This window comes from Dietzia sp. B19 (genome assembly GCF_014145155.1).
GTDB lineage: Bacteria > Actinomycetota > Actinomycetes > Mycobacteriales > Mycobacteriaceae > Dietzia > Dietzia natronolimnaea.
Map to the genome: position 1 here is coordinate 21,686 of NZ_JAALED010000545.1, position 18,114 is coordinate 39,799.

The window sequence follows — 18,114 nt, forward strand, 5'->3', positions numbered from 1 at the left end:
GGGCGATAAGGAATGGCAGGCCATACGGGATCAAGTCGACCCCGACGAGGTCTTTGTCTCCGACCTGGCTCGCCGACTTCGCTTAGGGTCCGCCTCCGCCGGCTAGGTGTTGCGGGTCATGAGTTCGGTGACAGCAGCTGAACCGATCAGCGGTCGGCTTGGCCGTATTCGGCAGATGCGACGTTGTCTTGTCTTGCGAAGTGGTGGAGCAGGAAGCGGCTGAGGCGGCGGGTGGGGGGCGCTTCGGTTGTGGCGCCCCAGGCAAGCGTGACGTCTCGGCGGTATCGGGGCCCGGCCAGTGGCAGTTCGGTCAGTCCCGGAGGTGTCCGTTCGTCGTGGGGGAGCAGAGCGATCCCGAGACCGCGGCTGACCAGCTCACGAATGGTCGCGAACTCGGTTACCTCGAAAGCGATGTCCGGCGTGTAGCCCGCTTCTCGGCACCATGTCTCGGTCAGTAGGCGGAGGTTGTAGCTGGGTGGATTGGCGATGAAGGTCTCGTGCTCGAGGTCTGCGAGCCGAACGCGCTTCAACGCCGCGAGGTGGTGATTGTCGGGGACCGCGACCTGGATCTGCTGGGTGCCGATGCGCACGTGTCTGAGCCGTTCGGGCGCGGGGATGACGACTGCCAGGTCGAGATTCCCCGCGAGAAGATCCGTGCTCAGGGCTGAGCCGTGTGCCTGCTTGAGGAGCACCTTGATGCCGGGATGGTGGTGCCGGAATTTCGCGAGTAGATCGGGGACGCGTCCTGATCCCATTGTCAGGGGGAACCCGAACCGTACGGTCCCGTGATCGGGATCGGCTTCTCCGGTCACGTCATCGATTGCCAGGTCCAGTTGGCGCAGGGGCTCACGCGCTTGCTGCGCCAGTCGCTCGGCTGCCGCGGTGAGGCGGACGATCCTTCCGTCGTGGATGAGGAGCGGAACGTGCAGTTCCTCTTCCAAAGCGTGAATGCGACGACTCATCGATGACTGGGGGACGCCGAGTGCGGCGGCGGCTCGGGTCATGTGTCCGTCGTACGCGGCCAGTTCCACAAGTGCCCGCAGCTGAGGAGCCAGCCGGTTCGTCCACTGATCCATATTCGAATTGTAATGCCCTGATCATTCATTGGACGGAATGACCGTCTCGGACGAATCTGGACGCACTGAACCTCTATTTGGGGAGCGTGTGTCACATGGGGAACGTCTCGAACACCGGGCCGGGCTCGTGCGAGGAGCGTGATGCCGACGTCATCTTGATTGGCGGCGGCATCATGTCCGCGACGCTGGGATCGATGCTGGCGGTTCTACAGCCCGACTGGCGGATCATCCTGCTGGAGAGGGCAACTGGGTTGGCCACCGAGAGCAGCGGGCCATGGAACAATGCCGGTACCGGGCACTCCGGATTCTGCGAACTCAATTACATGCCCGACCCCGCGGACGGTCGCAAGGCGTGGACGATCGCACAGCAGTTTCACCTCAGCCGCCAGTGGTGGGCCCATCTGGTGCGCAAAGGACTGTTGTCCCCGGACACCTTTGTCCACGCCACCCCGCATATGGACGTCGTTTTTGGTCGCCGCGACATCGCCTACCTTCGGAAGCGGTTCGAGACGCTGAGGAGCGATCCCCTGTTCGACGGTATGGCCTACACCGAGGATCCCGCCACGATCAGCGAGTGGGCGCCCTTGATGGTTGAGGGACGAACTGGTGACGAGCCGATGGCAGCCACTCGCCATCTCGGCGGAACCGACGTCGACTTTGGAGCACTGACAGAAGGATTGACACGTATCGTCTCCGACGCCGGCGGGCAGATACTGTTCGAGCACGAGGTGCGCTCGCTGCGCCGATCCCCAGATGATGCATGGGTCGTCGGCGGGCACACCCATGACGGCGGCAGGTTCGAGCTCCGTGGGCGACGGGTGTTCGTCGGGGCAGGTGGAATGGCATTGCGTCTTCTGCAGCGCGCTCGTCTCCCCGAGATTCGCGGGTACGCCGTGCTGCCCGTCGGGGCTGCGTTCTACCGCTGCTCTGCCCCGGAAGTAGTCGCCCGTCACGACGCAAAGGTGTACAGCCAAGCCGAGATCGGAGCGCCACCGATGTCGGTGCCCCATCTCGACCGGCGTGTCATCGACGGGTCCGGGCACTTGATGTTCGGGCCCTACGCGACGTTCAGCACCAAACTGCTCAGGGAAGGGCGCCTCACCGATTTCTTCACCACCCTTACCCGGTACAACCTGCACGTCATCGCGGCAGCACTCATCCAGAACCTGTCTCTGGTGCGCTACCTTCTCGGCGAACTCGCTGCCCGACCCAGAAAGAAGTTCGCCAAGCTGCAGCGCTTCTACCCCCAAGCAGACATCAGCCAGTGGGAACTCATTCCCGCTGGGCAGCGTGCGCAACTAGTCACACCAGACCACCGCCGCATTGGCGTGCTCCAACAGGGCACCGAGCTCGTCGTCGGCGGCGGCGGGACCATCGCGGGTCTCCTCGGCGCCTCTCCCGGGGCATCGACGGCAGTTCCGATCATGCTCAACCTGCTCCAGCAGTGCTTCCCGGTCCAGTGGCAGGAATCCTGGAGAAGCCTCGTTCGCGAGGCAATCCCCGGATATGAGACTTGCACGAACTGGGACTCCAGCACCGTCAATGAGTCGGTCGCCTCAACTGTTCATGCACTGGAACTTGAGTCGAGGAACCACGGCCGTTGACGAACGTTGACTGCGATGTCCAGGGAGGTTGTCCCGCGTCGGCGGCGCTGACCTATGAGTGTGCAGTCGTACGCAGTGAGGCGATCGAGATAGCGAGACAGGCGAGCCCGACGAGGATGGCGTACACCAGGGCGAAGGACACGCTGGTGGAGAGAGCAGAGGTCAGCACGACTGCCGTCATCGCGGTGGTTGCGGCCACGCTCATGCTTTCGCCTGTCTGAAGTGCTGAGCTGTACTCGCCACGTTCGTGCGCTTTCGCGAGGGCAAGGGTGGCGCTCGACAGACGTGGGTAGGCCATTCCCATCCCGGTGCCCATCACGACGCAGCCCACCACGACCACCCAGAGGGGTAGGCCGACCACGATGTAGGAGAGCACGCTGGCGGGGCCGAATGTGACGAGTGGCCCGGCAGCGAGGATGAGTCGACGGTGCGCCGACCTTTCGCTGGAGAAGCGGCCTTGCACCCAAGCGCCGAGACCCCAGCCAAGAGCTCCGACGGCGATGACGAGGCCCGCCGTAGTGGGAGGAAATCCGCGTTCAGCCTGGAGGTAGAGCGTGAGGTAGAGGTCGGTCGAGGTGACCGTGGCGCCGAGAATGGCCCGAAGCGCCACCAGGCGTTGCGGTGCGCCGCGGAGCACGAGTGTGCCGGTGGGAAGAATGCCGCGCGCGACGACGATCAGAGCGATCAATGCACCGACGACGATGACGGCCGAGGCCGGCTGGTTCACTTGCCCGCCGGCATGGAGGGTGATCAGCAGCGCTGCCGCGACGATGGAGAGAGCGCCTTTGCGGCCTACGACAGGCTGCGACGTCAGACGGCGCGGATGATCGTTCGGGGCGGTGAGACTGAGCAGACGAAGTATGGAGAGAGCCGACCCGGCCAGGACGATTCCGAATACCGCGCGCCAGCTCATGAAGTCGGTCAGCACACCTGCGACGACAGGGCCTGCAAGTGAGGGCACGAGCCAGGCTGTGGTGAGGAGACCGAACATTCGCGGACGGAGATTCTCCGGGATGTGTTGGGCGATGAGCACGTAGAGGACCACCGAGTCGATCCCGCCTCCCAGTCCCTGAAAGAGCCGTCCGAGGATGAAGGTCGCTGGATCTGGCGCCACGACGCACATCGCCAGGCCGGCCAGGAACAAGGCGCCACCAACGATCAATGGTGTGCGAGGGCCGGATCGGTCGGCCCAGTTCCCGCCGATGACCATCCCGACCAGAGCGGCGGTGATGGTGGCGGCGTAGGCGAACGAGTACCACTGGGCGCCGTCAAGATCGCTCATCGCGACTGGCAGGACGGTCGTGACGGCGAAGGATTCGAAAGCGATGAAGGTCATCAGAGCCAACACACTCGCGATGAACGGCCGGGTATCGGGCGACCACAGGCGCTCGGGTGGGATGGTCCTGCTCTCGGTCACGGTGCCCGGCCGATGTCCAGGACGATCTTGCCGCGTCCATGCCCCGTTTCGACGTCCCGGTGGGCAGCTGCGGCGTGGTCGAGTGGGTAGCTGGCACGAATATGGACGTGGAGGTCCTCTTGTGCAACCTGGTCCATCAAGCTGGCCAAGCGGTCTCGGGAGCGGCGGCTTCGCACGACCCGGCATCCCAGGTCTTGCGCGAGAGCCATGTCGACGATGGTCGCGATCCGGTCGCGATCGGCGACCAGGTCCACGGCGGTGCGAAGGTTCTCGTGGCCTGCTGCGTCAAACGCGACGTCGACATGAGGGCTGATCGCGCGGATGCGTTCGGCCTGTCCGCGACCGTAGCTGACGGGAACTGCTCCCAGCTCGCGAAGATAGTCGTGATTGACCTCGCTTGCTGTGCCGATCACGGTTGCACCCGCCCGGACAGCGAGCTGGGTGAATATTGTGCCGACTCCCCCTGCAGCACCATGAACCAGCACGATCTCCCCTGGTGTCACAGCGAGGTCCTCGAAGGCGGTGTGCGCGGTCTGCCCGGACGCCGAGAGCGCACCCGCGGCGCGCCACGTCACGTTGGCTGGCTTGGCTACCAGCTGCGACTGCGGCACTGCGACGTACTCGGCGTAGCAGCCCAGTACGTTGAAGCCCGCCACACTGTCTCCGGACGCGAATTCCCCCGCCTCCGGTCCTACCGCCTCGACGACGCCGCTGAATTCGTTCCCGAGAACCTGGGGGAAACGAATGACCGCTCCCGGGGGCGTCCAGCCCGCACGGATGGCAGCGTCGGTCAGTTGGACGCCAGCGGCGATCACCCGCACCAGCACGCCGTCAACCGGTACCTCGGGACGAGCGAGAGTGTGAATCCGTAGGACTTCAGGGGGTCCGAAGTCAGCGATGGCCGCTGCCCGCATCGTCGCGTTCATCGCAGGGAACCAGTCGTGGCGAGGAATCGGGCCAGTTCGTCGACGGTCGCGGCCCCGGAGACCCGCCGACCATCGGCGGCGATGACGGTCGGGACCGAGTGGATCGACAGCCGCCGAGCATCCTCGAGGTCACGCGCCACCTCGGCCGCGAAGCGATCACCGGCCAGCGCACGATCGATCTCCACGCCGTCCACGCCCCACCGGGATGCCAATCGGCTCAGTACCGCAGGATCGCCCAATTTCTCGGTGCGCTCGAAGTGCGCGGCGAATGCCGATTCCCATGCCTCCTCAGCATCGACTCCGTGTACTTCGGCGGCGAGCTTGAGCAGCCGGTGCAGAAGTGCCGAGTCGAACATCAGGGCACCGTCCACGTCGATGCTTAGGCCCTCAAGGGCACCTTCGGACCGAATGTGCTCACTCTTGGCGGCCCATTGCTCTGCAGGGATCGCCCACTCTGTCGTCGCGACCTCCACGGTCGGACGGCCCGGGCTCACCGGGCCCTTCGGCTCGAGAAGGAAACTCCGTCGACGTACCAGAACCGGCTGCTCGACCATCTCGACTGCCCGCCGGAAGCGCCGCAGCCCGATCCAACACCACGGGCACCGCACATCCGCCCACACATCTACTTCGATCATCTCTGCTCCTGTCCTGGTGTCCGTCACTTGAGATAGAGTGGACTACGTCAAGTCCACTTGATGTCAAGCGTGGATTCGGAGAGGTCACAGCACATGCCGCAGGTTCATGATGACGTTGTCTGGCTCAAGCCCGGACAGATCGCCGAGCGGGCGGGCCTGGCCGTGTCCACGCTGCACTACTACGAATCGCTGGGTCTCATCCAGAGCCGGCGGACCGCCGGAAACCGTCGTGAGTATCGGCGGGACACCCTGCGCGTTCTCGCATTCATCCGAGCCTCGCAACGAGTCGGCATCTCGCTCGACCGCATCAAGGACGCGCTCGATCAGCTCCCCGACGAAGGCCTGCCCACCAAGAAGGAATGGGCCCGTATCTCCCGCCAGTGGCGCGACGACCTCAACGACAGGATCGACCACCTCACCGCGCTTCGGGACCGCTTCTCCGATTGCATCGGATGTGGCTGCCTCTCGCTCAAGTCCTGCCCGTACTCCAACCCGGACGACATCCTTGGCGCGAAAGGCCAAGGCGCACTCCGGTTCCCTTGAGCCCGGGGCTGCTGCGGCCAAATCCAGCCTCAAAGCGCCTCGTGTCCCTCAAAGCGCCTCGTGCCGATCGGCCTGCTCACAACGAAGGCCGCGCCCGATGGCAAGGTCCGAGGACATCCGGATCGGAACAGCCGCTGGCCACGTGCTCGAATTCGCCGGCCGATCCTCTACGGCCCCACCTTGTAGCCTGAATTTAGTCAGATGAGCGGGTCGACGATTAGGCGGAACAACCCAAAAGTTCTGCGGGAATGAGAAAAGTGAGCGTTGCAACTGAGTCCGTCCGCGCCGTCGGAGTGACGACCTACGGGGGCCCAGACGCTCTGCAGGTCGTTGACGTTCCCATCCAGGAACTTGGGGCCACCGAGGTTCGCGTGCGCGTCACCGCCGCAACCGTCAACCCCACTGACACCTACACGCGCAACGGTTCTCGGTCGAAGACCGGAACTCCGCGCGGAGCCGCAGACGTCCCGGGCATGGACATCGCGGGAACACTGGTCGAGATCGGTGAGGAGGCGACGACCTCCCTGTCGGTCGGCGACCGGGTGATGGGGATCGTGGTACCCCGCGACGAGCACGGTGCGTATCGCGAGGACATCGTCCTGCCTGCGCAGTCGATCGCCGCCGTACCCCGCGGTTCCGACGACGTCGCCGCGTCGACGCTTCCGATGAACGGCCTCACCGCTCGGCGCGCTCTCGACCTCCTCGACCTGCAGCCCGGACAGACTCTTGCGGTCACCGGGGCCGCCGGATCGACCGGTGGCTACGTCGTGCAGTTGGCCAAGCAGGCCGGCCTCACAGTTGTTGCCGATGCGTCCGAGGCGGACGAAGAGCTTGTCCGGTCGCTCGGCGCCGACAGAATAGTCAGGCGAGGAGACGGCGTCGCCGACCGCATTCTCGAGCTCTACCCCGACGGGGTCGACGGACTCTTCGACGGAGCCGTGCAGGACGCCGCCGTACTCCCCGCGGTCAAGACCGGTGGAGGCGTCGCGACCGTGCGGTGGTACCAGGGCGACGGCAGCCGGGACCTGAAGGTCCATGCCGTGAGCGTGGCGGACATGGCCGAGGAGCAGGGCAAGCTCGACGAGCTGCGGCAGCTGGCGGAAGACGGCGTGGTCACCCTCCGTGTGGCGGACAGCTATTCGCCCGCAGACGCGGGGCGGGCCCACGAGCGGCTCGAAGCCGGCGGAACGCGCGGACGGCTGGTCATCGACTTCACGAGGTGAGGCACGGGCACGTCGCCTCGCGGATCGGTGATGTGCACCGCGCCGCGGGGCTGTTCATCTCGAGGGAACACAATGGAGCCATGGCTTCCTCTGAACCGCGCGCACAGTTCGAGCGTTTCGCGCCGCTCCTGGTCCGCGAGGGCGTCGATGTGCGAACCGCGTCGGTCGCCGACCTCACCGCCGGGATGGAACGCGCACAGCAGCGCCACAAAGCCGCCGTCGAGCAGGTTCGGGCCGTTCTAGACGCGCATGCACGGGGCGACACGTCTGCCGCCGGCGAGCTCCTCGAGGTACTGGAGATGACTGCTGATGCCTCTCCCCCACCGATCCCCGACGCCCTGACCGTGGCCTCCCGCTTCGCCCAGCTCGCCCAGTCGGTGGCGCCGGAGCTGCCCGCCGCCGTCATCGCCAAGGTCGGCGACAGCGCACGGCTTCCTGACGCCCCAGACGGCATGGCCGGCCTGTGCGATGCGGTCCTGCTCGACTGCGACGCTGCCTCCGGCATGCGCACCGTGATCGGCGAGCACGGGCTGGCGTCCGCCCTCTACGCGGCCGCGGCCACGACCAGCGCGGTGTTCAGCCTGTGGTCGAGACAATCGGGGCGGTCAATGGACGACCTCATCAATAGCCACGCCTGACCGGCGACGTCGATGCAGCTGTTACACAGGGGCTGACCGCGCTCCGCGTTCCACGTCCGTGCGCGGAGCGGGTGTCCGCGACGGCGGGGCAACGTGTTGCCGTCGTCGTCACTCGGGGCCCTCACCCCCGCATCGCAGCTGTAGGCCGAAAGCGCGCGAGCGTCTCCGCAAAGCAGCCGGCCTCGTCAGAACCGAAATACAGCACGCCCCCGCCTGCCACATCGAAGCGGTTGCCCGAACGGGTGAGCGCGGCGTCCGCGGCGTTGATCCGAGAGTGGTCGAGTTCGCGCCCACGCCGGACCACTCGGTACAAGCTGGCCGGCGGATGAACCACAGCCGGCCCAGAGAGATGGGAAGTCGCCATCAACCTCAACCACCGGCCACGAACGCCCGGGCCGCGGCCATGACCTCGCGGTGCTGGCCGTCTGCGAGCGCCTCCGCCGGTGAGACGTCGTCGAGTTGCGGGTTCATACCCATGAACCACGCGCGCACCGTTTGCGGCGCATCGACAGTCTGGATCAGCTGGAAGACCTGGAATGCGACTCGTAGATTCGCCTCTCCTGATGCGCGAGCTGCAGCCCCCTCAGCCCAGCGACTGACGGTACGCCGGTCCACCCCGGCGATGTGCGCTGTTAGCGCTGAGCCAAGGTGATCGATCAGGAAGCGGGCGATGTCCTGCATCGACCCTGTCACGGCGCTGCGGTGCGCCGCGCTCGACCGAGCTCCTGCATTGGTGTCCGTGGCCATTTCCGTAGCTCCCCACTAAGATGACGCGCTTCTCTTATCCCTCCAATGTCCCATAAATGCCCGCCTTGTGTCAGGGCGCCGAGAGCACTCGCTGTCACTCGGCCATGAGTCGTTCGCGGCCCTCGCGCCCCACCCGCGCCGAGAAGTCAGCCGGTAGAGGGCGGGCTCGTCGTCGTCACATAGACCCAACAACCCACACCGACGTGCCAGGCGGCGCTATCGCCCCGATCAGCGGGGTCTTCGTCGCCGACCGCATCCTCGAGCGCTACCCCGACGGGGTCGACGGCCTATTCGATGGAGCCGTGCAGGACGCCGCCGCACTCCCCGCGGTCAAGACCGGCGGGGGCGTGGCGACGGTGCGGTGGTACCAGGGCGACGGCAGCCGCGACCTGAAGGTTCATGCCGTGAGCGTGGCTGTCATGGCTGAGGAGCAGGCCAAGCTCGACGAACTGCGGCAGTTAGCGGAAGACGGCGTGGTGACACGCCGCGTTGCGGACAGCTACGCACCCGATGACGCGGGGCGGGCGCATGAGCGGCTCGAATCCGGTGGGACGCGGGGGCGGTTGGTCATCGACTTCACGCGGTGAGGCACGGGCCAATCACGGGTCGCCTAGAGCCTTACCTTCTCTACTGGGGAGCAGGCGACGTGCGCAACGAGGCCGCAAGAGCAGGCCACGTAGCGACTATTCGAGGTGTCCGCGACTCCGGACATGCGTAAGGCCAGGGTCCCGGTCTGCCCCAGGTGCACCTGGCCTTGCGACTCGCCCGACACCCACGGTGCCGCGCTCACACCTCACGATACTCCACCGCATTCCAGGAACAACGCCAACTCGATGGCCGGCTGGCCCGGCGGCCGATGAGTGGCCCCGACTTCGATCGGCCTGAACAGGCGGCGACCAATGCACCATCTCCAACCCGATCCGACCGGATTGAGCGCAGTCGCGAGGCGCCGCTTCTAGACGGCGCAGTTAGGTAACCGCGCGAATACCGCAGCCGGTCGCCAGTGTCCGACTCGAGTGCCAGAGTGGACCCATGGCGAGCAAGAGCGCGAAGGAATCCGTCGAGGTCGACGGGCGGACCATTAGGTTCACCCACCCCGACAAGGTGCTCTACGACGCGACCGGCACCACCAAGGCCGACGTGCTGGAGTACTACCTCGCCGTGGCGCCGCACCTGATGACGTACGCCGGCCAGCGTCCCGTGACGCGCAAGCGCTGGCCCGACGGCACCGAGGACAAGTCGTTCTTCGAGAAGAACCTGCCCTCCCACGCGCCCGACTGGGTGTCGCGAGTGGCGATCGAGCACTCCTCGCGCACCGTCACCTACCCGGTGCTCGACTCCCCCGCCACGCTGGCCTGGTTCGCCCAGCAGGCCGCGCTCGAGCTGCACGTGCCGCAGTGGACCCTGTCCGACGGCGAGCCGGGGCGGACCAGGCGGATCGTCATCGACCTGGACCCCGGCCAGGACGTCGACCTGGATACGACGGCGAAGGTCGCCCTGCGCGTCCGAGATCTCCTCACCGAGGCGGGCCTGGACTCCTACGCCGTGACCAGCGGCTCCAAGGGCATCCACCTCTACGCCCGCCTGGACAAGGCCGTCTCCTCCAAGGGCGCCTCCGCGGTGGCCAAGCAGATCGCTCAGTCCCTGGCCAAGCAGACCCCGGACCTGGTCACCGCCACCATGAAGCGCTCCATCCGCGACGGCAAGGTGTTCGTGGACTGGAGCCAGAACAGTGGCGCCAAGACCACCGTGGCGCCCTACTCACTTCGCGGCCGCGCCGAGCCGTGGGTCGCGGCCCCTCGGTCGTGGGAGGAACTCGGCGACGGCGGGCTCAAGCACCTGCACTGGGACGAGATGCTCAAGCGACTGGAGTCCGAGGGCGACCTGCTCGAAGGCCTGGAGGGACCCGCGAAGAAGGGCGGCGCGTCAAAGAAGGATGCCGCCACGAAGACTCCCGCCAGGAAGTCACCGGCATCGCGGGAGAAGAAGTCGGGGAGCAGCAAGAAGAGCTCGTCGTCGTCGGATGACGGGGACCCCGAGCGCGGCGGTTCAGATTCCGACAGCGCCGATTCCCGCGGTTCTGGTTCTGGTAGTGCCGATCCCGACGACGACGACTCGATCCGCGCCGCGGTCGAGGAGGGTTGCGACGCCGGCCCCACCGACGCCGACGCCGTGGTGACCAGCCTCGACGAGTACCGCCGCAAGCGCGATCGTCGCAAGACCCCGGAGCCGTTCGACGGCGAGGTCGACACCGACCGCTCCGACGGCGACGGCCCGATCTTCGTGATCCAGGAACACCACGCCCGCCGCCTGCATTTTGACCTGCGGCTGGAGCATCACGGAGTGCTGGCCTCGTGGGCCGTGCCCAAGAACCTGCCCACCGAACCCAAGGACCGGCGCCTGGCCGTCAACACCGAGGACCACCCGCTGGGTTACGAGACGTTCGAGGGCACCATTCCCAAGGGCGAATACGGCGCCGGGACCATGACCGTCTGGGACCGCGGAACCTACGAGTGCGAGAAGTGGCGCGAGGACGAGATCATCGTGTGGCTCAACGGCGACAAGGTCTCCGGTCGGTACGTGCTGGTGCGCACGAACGCCGAGAAGAACCAGTGGATCGTGCAGTACATGAAGGACCAGTCGCCGGACTCCTTCTACGGGGGCCGCGACAACCCGAAGTCGTCCTACCCTTCAGACGATGATCGATCCGGTGGGTCGGGCAAGGCGTCAGGCCGCGGCTCGAGCACGTCGTCTGGCCGCAGCTCGGACGATGAGCCGGCACGCGACTCCGACATGGCCGACCGACCCGACGCTCCCCCACTGCCGATGATCCCCACCTCTGGGTCGGTGACATCCCTGCCCGAGGACAAGTGGGCCTTCGAGGGTAAGTGGGACGGTTACCGCGTGACCGTGGCGACCGATGGCCGGCGTAGTCGGTTGATGAGCCGCAACGGCAACCCGATGGACTGGCTGGCCGACGGCTTCCCCGGGTTGGCGCAGGCGATCGGGAAACCCGCGGTGCTCGACGGGGAACTCGTGGTGCCAGGCACGGACGGCGTGCCCGAGTTCTCCGCACTCGCCAAACAGGCCGCCGCGGAAGGTGACGACCCGTCGATCGGCCCGGTGCACCTGTTCGTCTTTGACGTGCTGGGACTCGATGGCGTGGACCTCCGCCGCGAGCGGTGGGATCGGCGTCGCGAGGTGTTGGACCTCTTGACGCCGGCACTGGAAAAGGTCGAGCGAGTGCACGTGCCAGGAGTGCTCGACGGCCCCGGCGACCGCGCACTGGACGAGGCAGAGGAGTTCGGCTGGGAGGGCATCGTGGCCAAGCGCCGGGACTCGCACTACCAGTCGGGCAGGCGGGCCAAGACGTGGCTCAAGGAGAAGCTGCTCACCACCACCGAGGCCGTCATCGGCGGCTGGCGACCGGGCAAGGGTGGGCGTTCCGGTTCACTCGGTTCACTGCTGCTCGGGCTGCCCGCACAGACCGGGCTCACCTACATCGGCCGCGTGGGCACCGGCTTCTCCGACCGACAGGGCAAGGCTCTGCTCGAGGAGCTCGAGCCCCTGCGCCGCCGCTCGAGTCCGTTCCTCGAGGACCTGCCGTCCGACGCCCGTCGTGACGCCATCTGGGTGCTGCCCAAGCTCGTGGTGGAGGTCCGGCACCAGGGGTTCACCGAGGACGGGGTGCTGCGGCAGTCGTCGTGGCGGGACATCCGGCGCGACAAGCTGCCGGGGGACCTGTGAGGCACGGTCCCGATCGCCCGCCGTCCGTGAACCGCCCTGACCGGTTCGCGGCACCTCGCCGCGCTGGGAAGGGAAGCCCCCGCACGTGACCGCCCCTGATCCACAGAGCCCGGCCGCCACTATCTCCGCCCTGGGTTCCGCCACCCACTCGCTCAGCGACCTCTCCACGCTGCCCGCGGCACCCGGGCTATACGCGTGGTGGGCGGCCCCAGAGATACTGCCGCAGCTCCCCGGCCCCGCTCATCCGGACAACAACGACCTGCGGATGCTCTACATCGGGAAAGCTTCGAACCTGCGGCGACGGATCATCGGTAACCACCTTCGGAGTAGCGGAAGCTCGACCCTGCGCCGCACCCTCGCCGGCGTGCTGCTGACTGAGCACGGTTACCGCGCCGAACGCACTGACCGCGTCGTGCTGATCGCCCCGGACGAGGCCCGGCTCACGGACTGGATGCGCACCCACCTTCACCTTTCCTGGTGCGAGCATCCCGATCCTGCAGCGATCGAACCGTCCGCCATAAAGCGATGGGCGCCCCCGCTGAACCTCGACCATGCCACCGGCCAGATTCGCGACATCGTCCTGGCCGCGCGCACCGCGTACAACACCAGCGCGTGAGCACGAGCAGACTATTCTCGTGCTTCACCTCACGCGCAGCGCGACTACTGCCGACCCTGCGGGAAGAAGCGCCCAAATCCCCGCCTGCCCGCCGCGTCGTACTGGTGAACCAGGTGCCTGAGCCGCAGGTTCAGCTCATCCATCCGGGCGGTGCGCACCAGAAGGTCGTCGATCGCCTCCGATACCGGCCGGGGATCGTTGAGCAGCGCGTCAGCATCCTCAAGGACGTCCAGGAATTCCGGGTCCCGCGCTGCCCTCTCCTCGATCTTGGGGAACCTCTCGACCAGTGCCGTCCCCACCGCCCGGCTCTCCCGCAGGTCGTACCAGGACTCGACTGTCAGTGAGAGCGCCCTGTGCGCCGCGTCGTGGGCCGCTTCGACCGACGCGGTCGCCTTCTTGGCCGTCACCTGTAGCGGATCCACCCCGGCCAGGAGTCTGCGGCGATGGGCGAGCTCGTCGATCGCCGACCGCACCAGCCACGTGGTGTACCAGAACCAGCCCGCGATCACCGCCAGGAACAGCAGGCCTATGACCACGGGGACGAGGAGCCTCAGCACGGCGTCCGCCACCCGGTAGCGCGACCCCCGAGCGCCCTCATGACCCCACCACCAGCGCGAGCACGATCGACAACGGGACCGCCAGCGCCACCCCGGCGCCGACGAGCTTGGCCGTGGCCGACCACAGCAACCGGGACGCCTCGGTCTGCGCGCCCTGCTCGTCGATCACGGAGGCCTCTCTCGAGGCCACCTCCACCCGGGTGGCCGTCCCCTCCGGCCAACCGCGCGGCACCCGGCGCAGCGGGTTGCGACCGAGGTCATCGGCGGTGAGGGCGGCACGTTGGCCTGACCACTCCCGCAGACCTGCGTCCAGTCGGGTGCGGGCCTGCTCGGCGGCAGCGTTCTGCTGCCGGGCAACGGAACCGGAGTACATCTCCATCGACGCCATCGGGAACGGCCACCTCCCCCTGCGCTGTCGCGGGCCGGAACGGACCTCATTGTCCCACCAGGAGGGGCAGGCGCCGTGTCATTCCGGACACACCCGCAGCTCAGTCGGCGACGTACGGGTTGGTCGCAGTGTGATGGCGGACCCGGGCGGGCACCACGAAGAGCATGACCGCCACGAGAACCGCCATCGCCGCCCCGGCCGCGAACCCCGGCAGCGTCCCGAGCACCAGCGAGAACACCAGCGCGGCCAGCCCCACCAACGCGATCGACAACATGACCAGGCCCACGCGGGCCAGCGTCGCGGACAGTCGCAGCACCCGGTCCTTACGGTGGGAGCGGAACACCGCGCGGTGGATCATCACCGGGGCCAGCAGGACGACCGTCGAGGCGAGGGCGAGCGACAGGACCACCAGGTAGAGGGCGCGACCGCCGCCCCCGATGTCCGCGAACCGGTCCTGGAACGGCACCACCAGCAGGAAGCCGGTGAGGACCTGGCCGCCGGTCTGGACGATGCGCAGCTCCTGGAGCAGCTCGATCCAGTTGCGGTCGATCCGCTGAGCCTCGGTCTCGTCGCGCTCCACGGCCAGGTCCTCGCGGGGTTCCCCGGTGCCCTCGACGTCCATGTCGCTCCCTTCGCCGCGTGCCCCCATCGTCGTCCGCCCGGCTCGGCGACGGAAGCGCTCCCGGCACATCCGGGGAGCGACCACACGACGTGGCGGCGGCGCTCAGGCCGCGGCCGCCAGCCTCTTCTCGTCGATGGTGCGGTCGAAGACCAGCGCGTAGAGCAGGCCCGCGCCCACTGCGGTATAGGGCCAGAGAAGATAGAAGATCACTCCCATCGACATCGGCAGGCCCCAGAGCACGGCGTCCCCGGATGCGGTGAGGATCGACCACAACACCAGCACGCCCAGCCCCGCGCAGTAGGCGACGATCGCGATGGTCGACACCCTCTCCCACGAGCCGTCGGAGTGCAGGGAGCCGAGGAGCATCATGATCACGGCGAAGAGCGGCACGGCGATGAACACCATCTGCCACGTGTCGGTGAACATCCCGAGCAGCGCGAAGGCGGCCACTGCCACGAACGCGTGGATCAGGATTCCGGCGCGCTTGTGGTCGGGCTCGGGAGCGTCTGCGGGGTCGAGCGAGCGGTCGAGACCGCCGTCGAGTGCGCCGCCGCGTGCGACGGGATCAGAGGCGTGATCAGACATGGTCGTTCCTTTCGGTGGACCTGGCGGTCGGGGCCGACGCCGCGGTCGTGGTGGACGCGGCGGTCGGGGTGGCAGCCGCGCCGCTGAGCTGCGGATCGCTCCCAGCCCTCCGGCCGCTGTACAGGTATTCCAGGGTGGCGTCGGGGTGACGGTTGGAGGTCATCAGCGAGACCACGTAGAACAGCAGGATCGACACGAGCAGTGAGATGCCGCCGACCTGCATGAACGCCGGGACGGAGATGATGTCCCGCGCGGCCAGCGAGGTGATGATCATGTTGCCGAGGATCGCGAACGCCACGGTCACGGTCGCGGCGGTGGCCGTGGCGCGATGCCAGTAGATGGACATGACCACCGGGCCGACGATCGCTGCGGCGAAGGCGGCCCAGCCCAGCGCGCCGAGCAGGAACACCACCTGGGAGAGGAACAGGGTGAGCAGGACCGACAGGACCACCAGGGTCAGGCTCGCGATCCGGCTCCACAGCAGCTCGCGGACCACCTTGATACCAAACGCGCCGGGAAGGTCGCGCATCATCGACGAGGCGCCGATGGTGATGAAGCTCGAGGCCGAGGACATGATGGCCGCGAGCAGGCCGGTCAGCGCGATGCCGCCGACGATCGGATTGGTCACCGAGTCGAGGAACCAGATGGCGGTGTCGTCGATGTTCTCGAGCTCGGGGGCGTCGCCGGTGATGGTCATGGATCGGGTGGACAGGCCGATGCCCACCGAGAACAGGGTGGTGATGGCGTAGGCGATACCTGCAACGGCTGCACCCCACTTGAGCTGCGTCATGTCACGGAGCATGAGGAACTTGGTGAGCAGCTGCGGCTGGCCCACCGCACCCACGAAGATCAGGAGTCCAAACGCGAAGATGTAGGTGGGGGCCTGCACGCCGTCGATCGAGAGCAGTTCCGCGCTTGTGGTGGAGATGGTGTCGAGCATGGGGAGCCAGCCGCCGGCCACCTGGACGGCGAAGATGAACAGCCCCACGGACATGACCACCATGAGCACGCCCTGGACGAGGTCGGTCCACACGGCCGCGAGCATGCCGCCGGCCATCGTGTAGGCGGCCACGACCATCGAGCCGATCCAGGCGCTGGTGGCGATCGAGGTGCCGAGCAGCAGGGAGATGATCACGCCGATCGAGGTGACCTGCGCCGTCATGTAGGCGACGGAGGCGATGAACACCGCGACCGACATGGTGGCGTGGGAGGTGCGGTCCTGGAAACAGACCCGGATGAGGTCGGGTACCGAGTAGACGCTGTGCTTCTTGCCGATCCAGTTGAGCCGGCTCCCCAGGAGGAACCAGGCGGCGGCGAACCCGAACGGCGCGAACAGGCCCACGGCGATGAGCGCCTGCAGGCCCCAGGAGTACGTCTGCCCGGTGCCGCCGACCATGCCCCAGCCGGACTGGATGGATGAGAAGCTGGCGATCGCCATCACGAAGAAGCCCAGGGACTGCCCCGCGACGAGGAACTCCTTGGCCGACTTCATCTTGGTGTTGGCCCACGCGCCGATGGCGAACATGAGCACGAAATAGGCGAGAACGACGCCTATGACGACGGGATTGTTCATGAGGGATCCTCAGGGGTCGGTCGGGCGTGGTCGGATGTCGGTCGGGCGTGATCGGCCCGCAGCTTGGCGCGGCGGATCTTGCCGGTGTTGGTGGTGGGGAGCTCGTCGAGGAAGCGCACCTCCCGCGGGTACTGGTAGAAGGCCAGGCGCTCCTTGACCAGGGCCCGGATCTCGCGGGCCAGCTCGTCGGTGCCGCTGACCCCCTCGGCGGGGACGACGTACGCGACGATCGCCTCTCCGCGCAGCTCGTCCGGCACGCCGATCACGGCCACCATCTCGACGCCACCGTGGCGCAGGATCTGGTCCTCGATCTCGCCGGGGCCCACTCGGTAGCCGGCCGAGGAGATCAGGTCGTCGTTGCGGCCGGAGAACCAGAAGTTCCCCCTCTCGTCGACCCTCGCCAGATCCCCGGTGTGCAGGACCCCGTCGGCGGTCTTCTCCGCCGTCTTGTCGGGGGCGTTCCAGTAGCGCAAGAACGCATTGGGGCTGGGCAGGCGCACGCAGACCTCGCCGACCTCGCCCGTGGCGACCGGTCGCGACGTCTCGTCCAGCAGCACCAGCTCGAAACCGGGCGTCGGTCGGCCCATGGAGCCGGGCGGGGTCGCGAACTCGGCGTGGCAGGTGCCCACCGTCAGATTGCATTCGGTCTGGCCGTAGATCTCGTTGACCTGCACGCCCAGCGCCTCGCGCGCCCACTCGGCCACGGCCTCGCCCAGCGCCTCGCCCCCGGAGAACGCGGCCCGCAGCCCGGTGTGCGAGTAGTCCACCTCGGAGGCGCGCATCATCTTGAGGATGGTCGGCGGCAGGAACGAGCAGGTCACGCCGTGCCGCCGCAGGATGTGCTCCACGGTCTCCGGGCTGGGCCGCCGGGCAGACGCCACCACGGGTACACCGCTGTAGAGGCTCGGCAGCAGCACGTCGAGCAGCCCGCCGGCCCACGCCCAGTCGGCCGGGGTCCAGAACACGTCGCCCGATTCGCCCGGCGCAGCGTTCCGGGGGAACCCGTCGAGCGCGCGGACCACTCCGGGCATGTGCCCCAGCACCACGCGGTGTCCGTGCAGGGCTCCCTTGGGCTGGCCGGTGGTTCCGGAGGTGTAGATGAGCAGGGCCGGGTCGTCGGGTCCGGTATCCGCGACGACGACGGCGAGGTCGGCCGAGTCCGTCACCGACAACGGCAGCACGGTGAGCGCACCCGCCTCGGTCGCCGGGGCCGTGCC

Annotated in this window: 19 protein-coding genes; 7 read left to right on the top strand and 12 right to left on the bottom strand. The window is 67.4% G+C overall.

The window, feature by feature from the left end; translation table 11 throughout:
* Window positions 1–146: 146 nt before the first annotated feature.
* Window positions 147–1,076 (bottom strand): LysR family transcriptional regulator, encoded by a 930-nt coding sequence (locus tag G6020_RS14935; RefSeq protein ID WP_182611152.1) that lies wholly within the window; start codon window positions 1,074–1,076, stop codon window positions 147–149.
* Between the two features lie 95 nt (window positions 1,077–1,171).
* Between G6020_RS14935 and mqo the strand changes: the two genes are divergently transcribed.
* Entirely contained in the window at window positions 1,172–2,680 is a 1,509-nt protein-coding gene (mqo, locus tag G6020_RS14940; RefSeq protein WP_182611153.1) for a malate dehydrogenase (quinone), read from the top strand.
* A 52-nt stretch (window positions 2,681–2,732) separates the two neighbouring features.
* On the opposite strand, the gene G6020_RS14945 is transcribed toward mqo, so the two are convergent.
* From G6020_RS14945 to G6020_RS14955, 3 genes are read right to left on the bottom strand one after another with little or no spacing between them, the layout of a single operon-like run.
* Entirely contained in the window at window positions 2,733–4,097 is a 1,365-nt protein-coding gene (locus G6020_RS14945; protein WP_206682239.1) for an MFS transporter, read from the bottom strand.
* Window positions 4,094–5,023: an NADP-dependent oxidoreductase gene (locus G6020_RS14950; protein WP_241732751.1), complete on the bottom strand. Its 930-nt coding sequence runs from the start codon at window positions 5,021–5,023 to the stop codon at window positions 4,094–4,096. Before G6020_RS14950 ends, G6020_RS14945 begins: the two co-directional genes overlap by 4 nt.
* On the bottom strand, window positions 5,020–5,658 hold the full coding sequence (locus tag G6020_RS14955) for a DsbA family protein (RefSeq protein ID WP_182611154.1): 639 nt from the start codon (window positions 5,656–5,658) through the stop codon (window positions 5,020–5,022). The genes G6020_RS14950 and G6020_RS14955 overlap by 4 nt, the downstream gene beginning before the upstream one ends.
* A 93-nt stretch (window positions 5,659–5,751) precedes the next feature.
* Here G6020_RS14955 and soxR point away from each other — a divergent pair, with 93 nt between their 5' ends.
* The 3 genes from soxR to G6020_RS14970 all read left to right on the top strand — a co-directional run bounded on the left by soxR (window position 5,752) and on the right by G6020_RS14970 (window position 8,062).
* Window positions 5,752–6,201, top strand: coding sequence for a redox-sensitive transcriptional activator SoxR (soxR, locus tag G6020_RS14960; protein WP_182611155.1), 450 nt, complete (start codon window positions 5,752–5,754; stop codon window positions 6,199–6,201).
* Window positions 6,202–6,449: 248 nt separating this feature from the next.
* Window positions 6,450–7,424 (top strand): NADP-dependent oxidoreductase, encoded by a 975-nt coding sequence (locus tag G6020_RS14965; protein ID WP_182611156.1) that lies wholly within the window; start codon window positions 6,450–6,452, stop codon window positions 7,422–7,424.
* A gap of 80 nt (window positions 7,425–7,504) precedes the next feature.
* Window positions 7,505–8,062 (top strand): hypothetical protein, encoded by a 558-nt coding sequence (locus G6020_RS14970; RefSeq protein WP_194306162.1) that lies wholly within the window; start codon window positions 7,505–7,507, stop codon window positions 8,060–8,062.
* 121 nt (window positions 8,063–8,183) lie between these two features.
* On the opposite strand, the gene G6020_RS14975 is transcribed toward G6020_RS14970, so the two are convergent.
* Both G6020_RS14975 and G6020_RS14980 read right to left on the bottom strand, forming a co-directional pair.
* The gene (locus tag G6020_RS14975; RefSeq protein ID WP_182611158.1) at window positions 8,184–8,426 is read right to left on the bottom strand and encodes an RES domain-containing protein; all 243 of its coding nucleotides are present in this window, start codon (window positions 8,424–8,426) and stop codon (window positions 8,184–8,186) included.
* 5 nt (window positions 8,427–8,431) lie between these two features.
* Complete coding sequence (locus G6020_RS14980; RefSeq protein ID WP_182611159.1) at window positions 8,432–8,809, bottom strand: hypothetical protein; 378 nt, start codon at window positions 8,807–8,809, stop codon at window positions 8,432–8,434.
* 203 nt (window positions 8,810–9,012) lie between these two features.
* On the opposite strand from G6020_RS14980, the gene G6020_RS14985 reads away from it, so the two are divergent.
* From G6020_RS14985 to G6020_RS14995, 3 genes are all read left to right on the top strand, one after another.
* Entirely contained in the window at window positions 9,013–9,396 is a 384-nt protein-coding gene (locus G6020_RS14985; protein ID WP_017835832.1) for a zinc-binding dehydrogenase, read from the top strand.
* Between the two features lie 445 nt (window positions 9,397–9,841).
* Window positions 9,842–12,556 (top strand): ATP-dependent DNA ligase, encoded by a 2,715-nt coding sequence (locus tag G6020_RS14990; protein ID WP_182611160.1) that lies wholly within the window; start codon window positions 9,842–9,844, stop codon window positions 12,554–12,556.
* A gap of 85 nt (window positions 12,557–12,641) precedes the next feature.
* Entirely contained in the window at window positions 12,642–13,172 is a 531-nt protein-coding gene (locus G6020_RS14995) for a GIY-YIG nuclease family protein (protein WP_182611161.1), read from the top strand.
* A gap of 44 nt (window positions 13,173–13,216) precedes the next feature.
* Here G6020_RS14995 and G6020_RS15000 read toward each other — a convergent pair whose 3' ends face one another.
* The 6 genes from G6020_RS15000 to G6020_RS15025 all read right to left on the bottom strand — a co-directional run.
* The gene (locus tag G6020_RS15000; RefSeq protein ID WP_347238395.1) at window positions 13,217–13,741 is read right to left on the bottom strand and encodes a hypothetical protein; all 525 of its coding nucleotides are present in this window, start codon (window positions 13,739–13,741) and stop codon (window positions 13,217–13,219) included.
* 25 nt (window positions 13,742–13,766) lie between these two features.
* Entirely contained in the window at window positions 13,767–14,117 is a 351-nt protein-coding gene (locus G6020_RS15005; protein ID WP_182611162.1) for a hypothetical protein, read from the bottom strand.
* 100 nt (window positions 14,118–14,217) lie between these two features.
* Window positions 14,218–14,739, bottom strand: coding sequence for a DUF6328 family protein (locus G6020_RS15010; protein ID WP_182611163.1), 522 nt, complete (start codon window positions 14,737–14,739; stop codon window positions 14,218–14,220).
* A gap of 102 nt (window positions 14,740–14,841) precedes the next feature.
* Window positions 14,842–15,324, bottom strand: coding sequence for a hypothetical protein (locus G6020_RS15015; RefSeq protein ID WP_241732752.1), 483 nt, complete (start codon window positions 15,322–15,324; stop codon window positions 14,842–14,844).
* Window positions 15,317–16,897, bottom strand: a complete 1,581-nt coding sequence (locus G6020_RS15020; RefSeq protein ID WP_241732753.1) for a sodium:solute symporter — start codon at window positions 16,895–16,897, stop codon at window positions 15,317–15,319. Before G6020_RS15020 ends, G6020_RS15015 begins: the two co-directional genes overlap by 8 nt.
* The coding region (locus tag G6020_RS15025; RefSeq protein WP_182611164.1) for an AMP-binding protein at window positions 16,894–18,114 on the bottom strand (1,221 nt) is incomplete at its 5' end. The genes G6020_RS15020 and G6020_RS15025, both read right to left, overlap by 4 nt.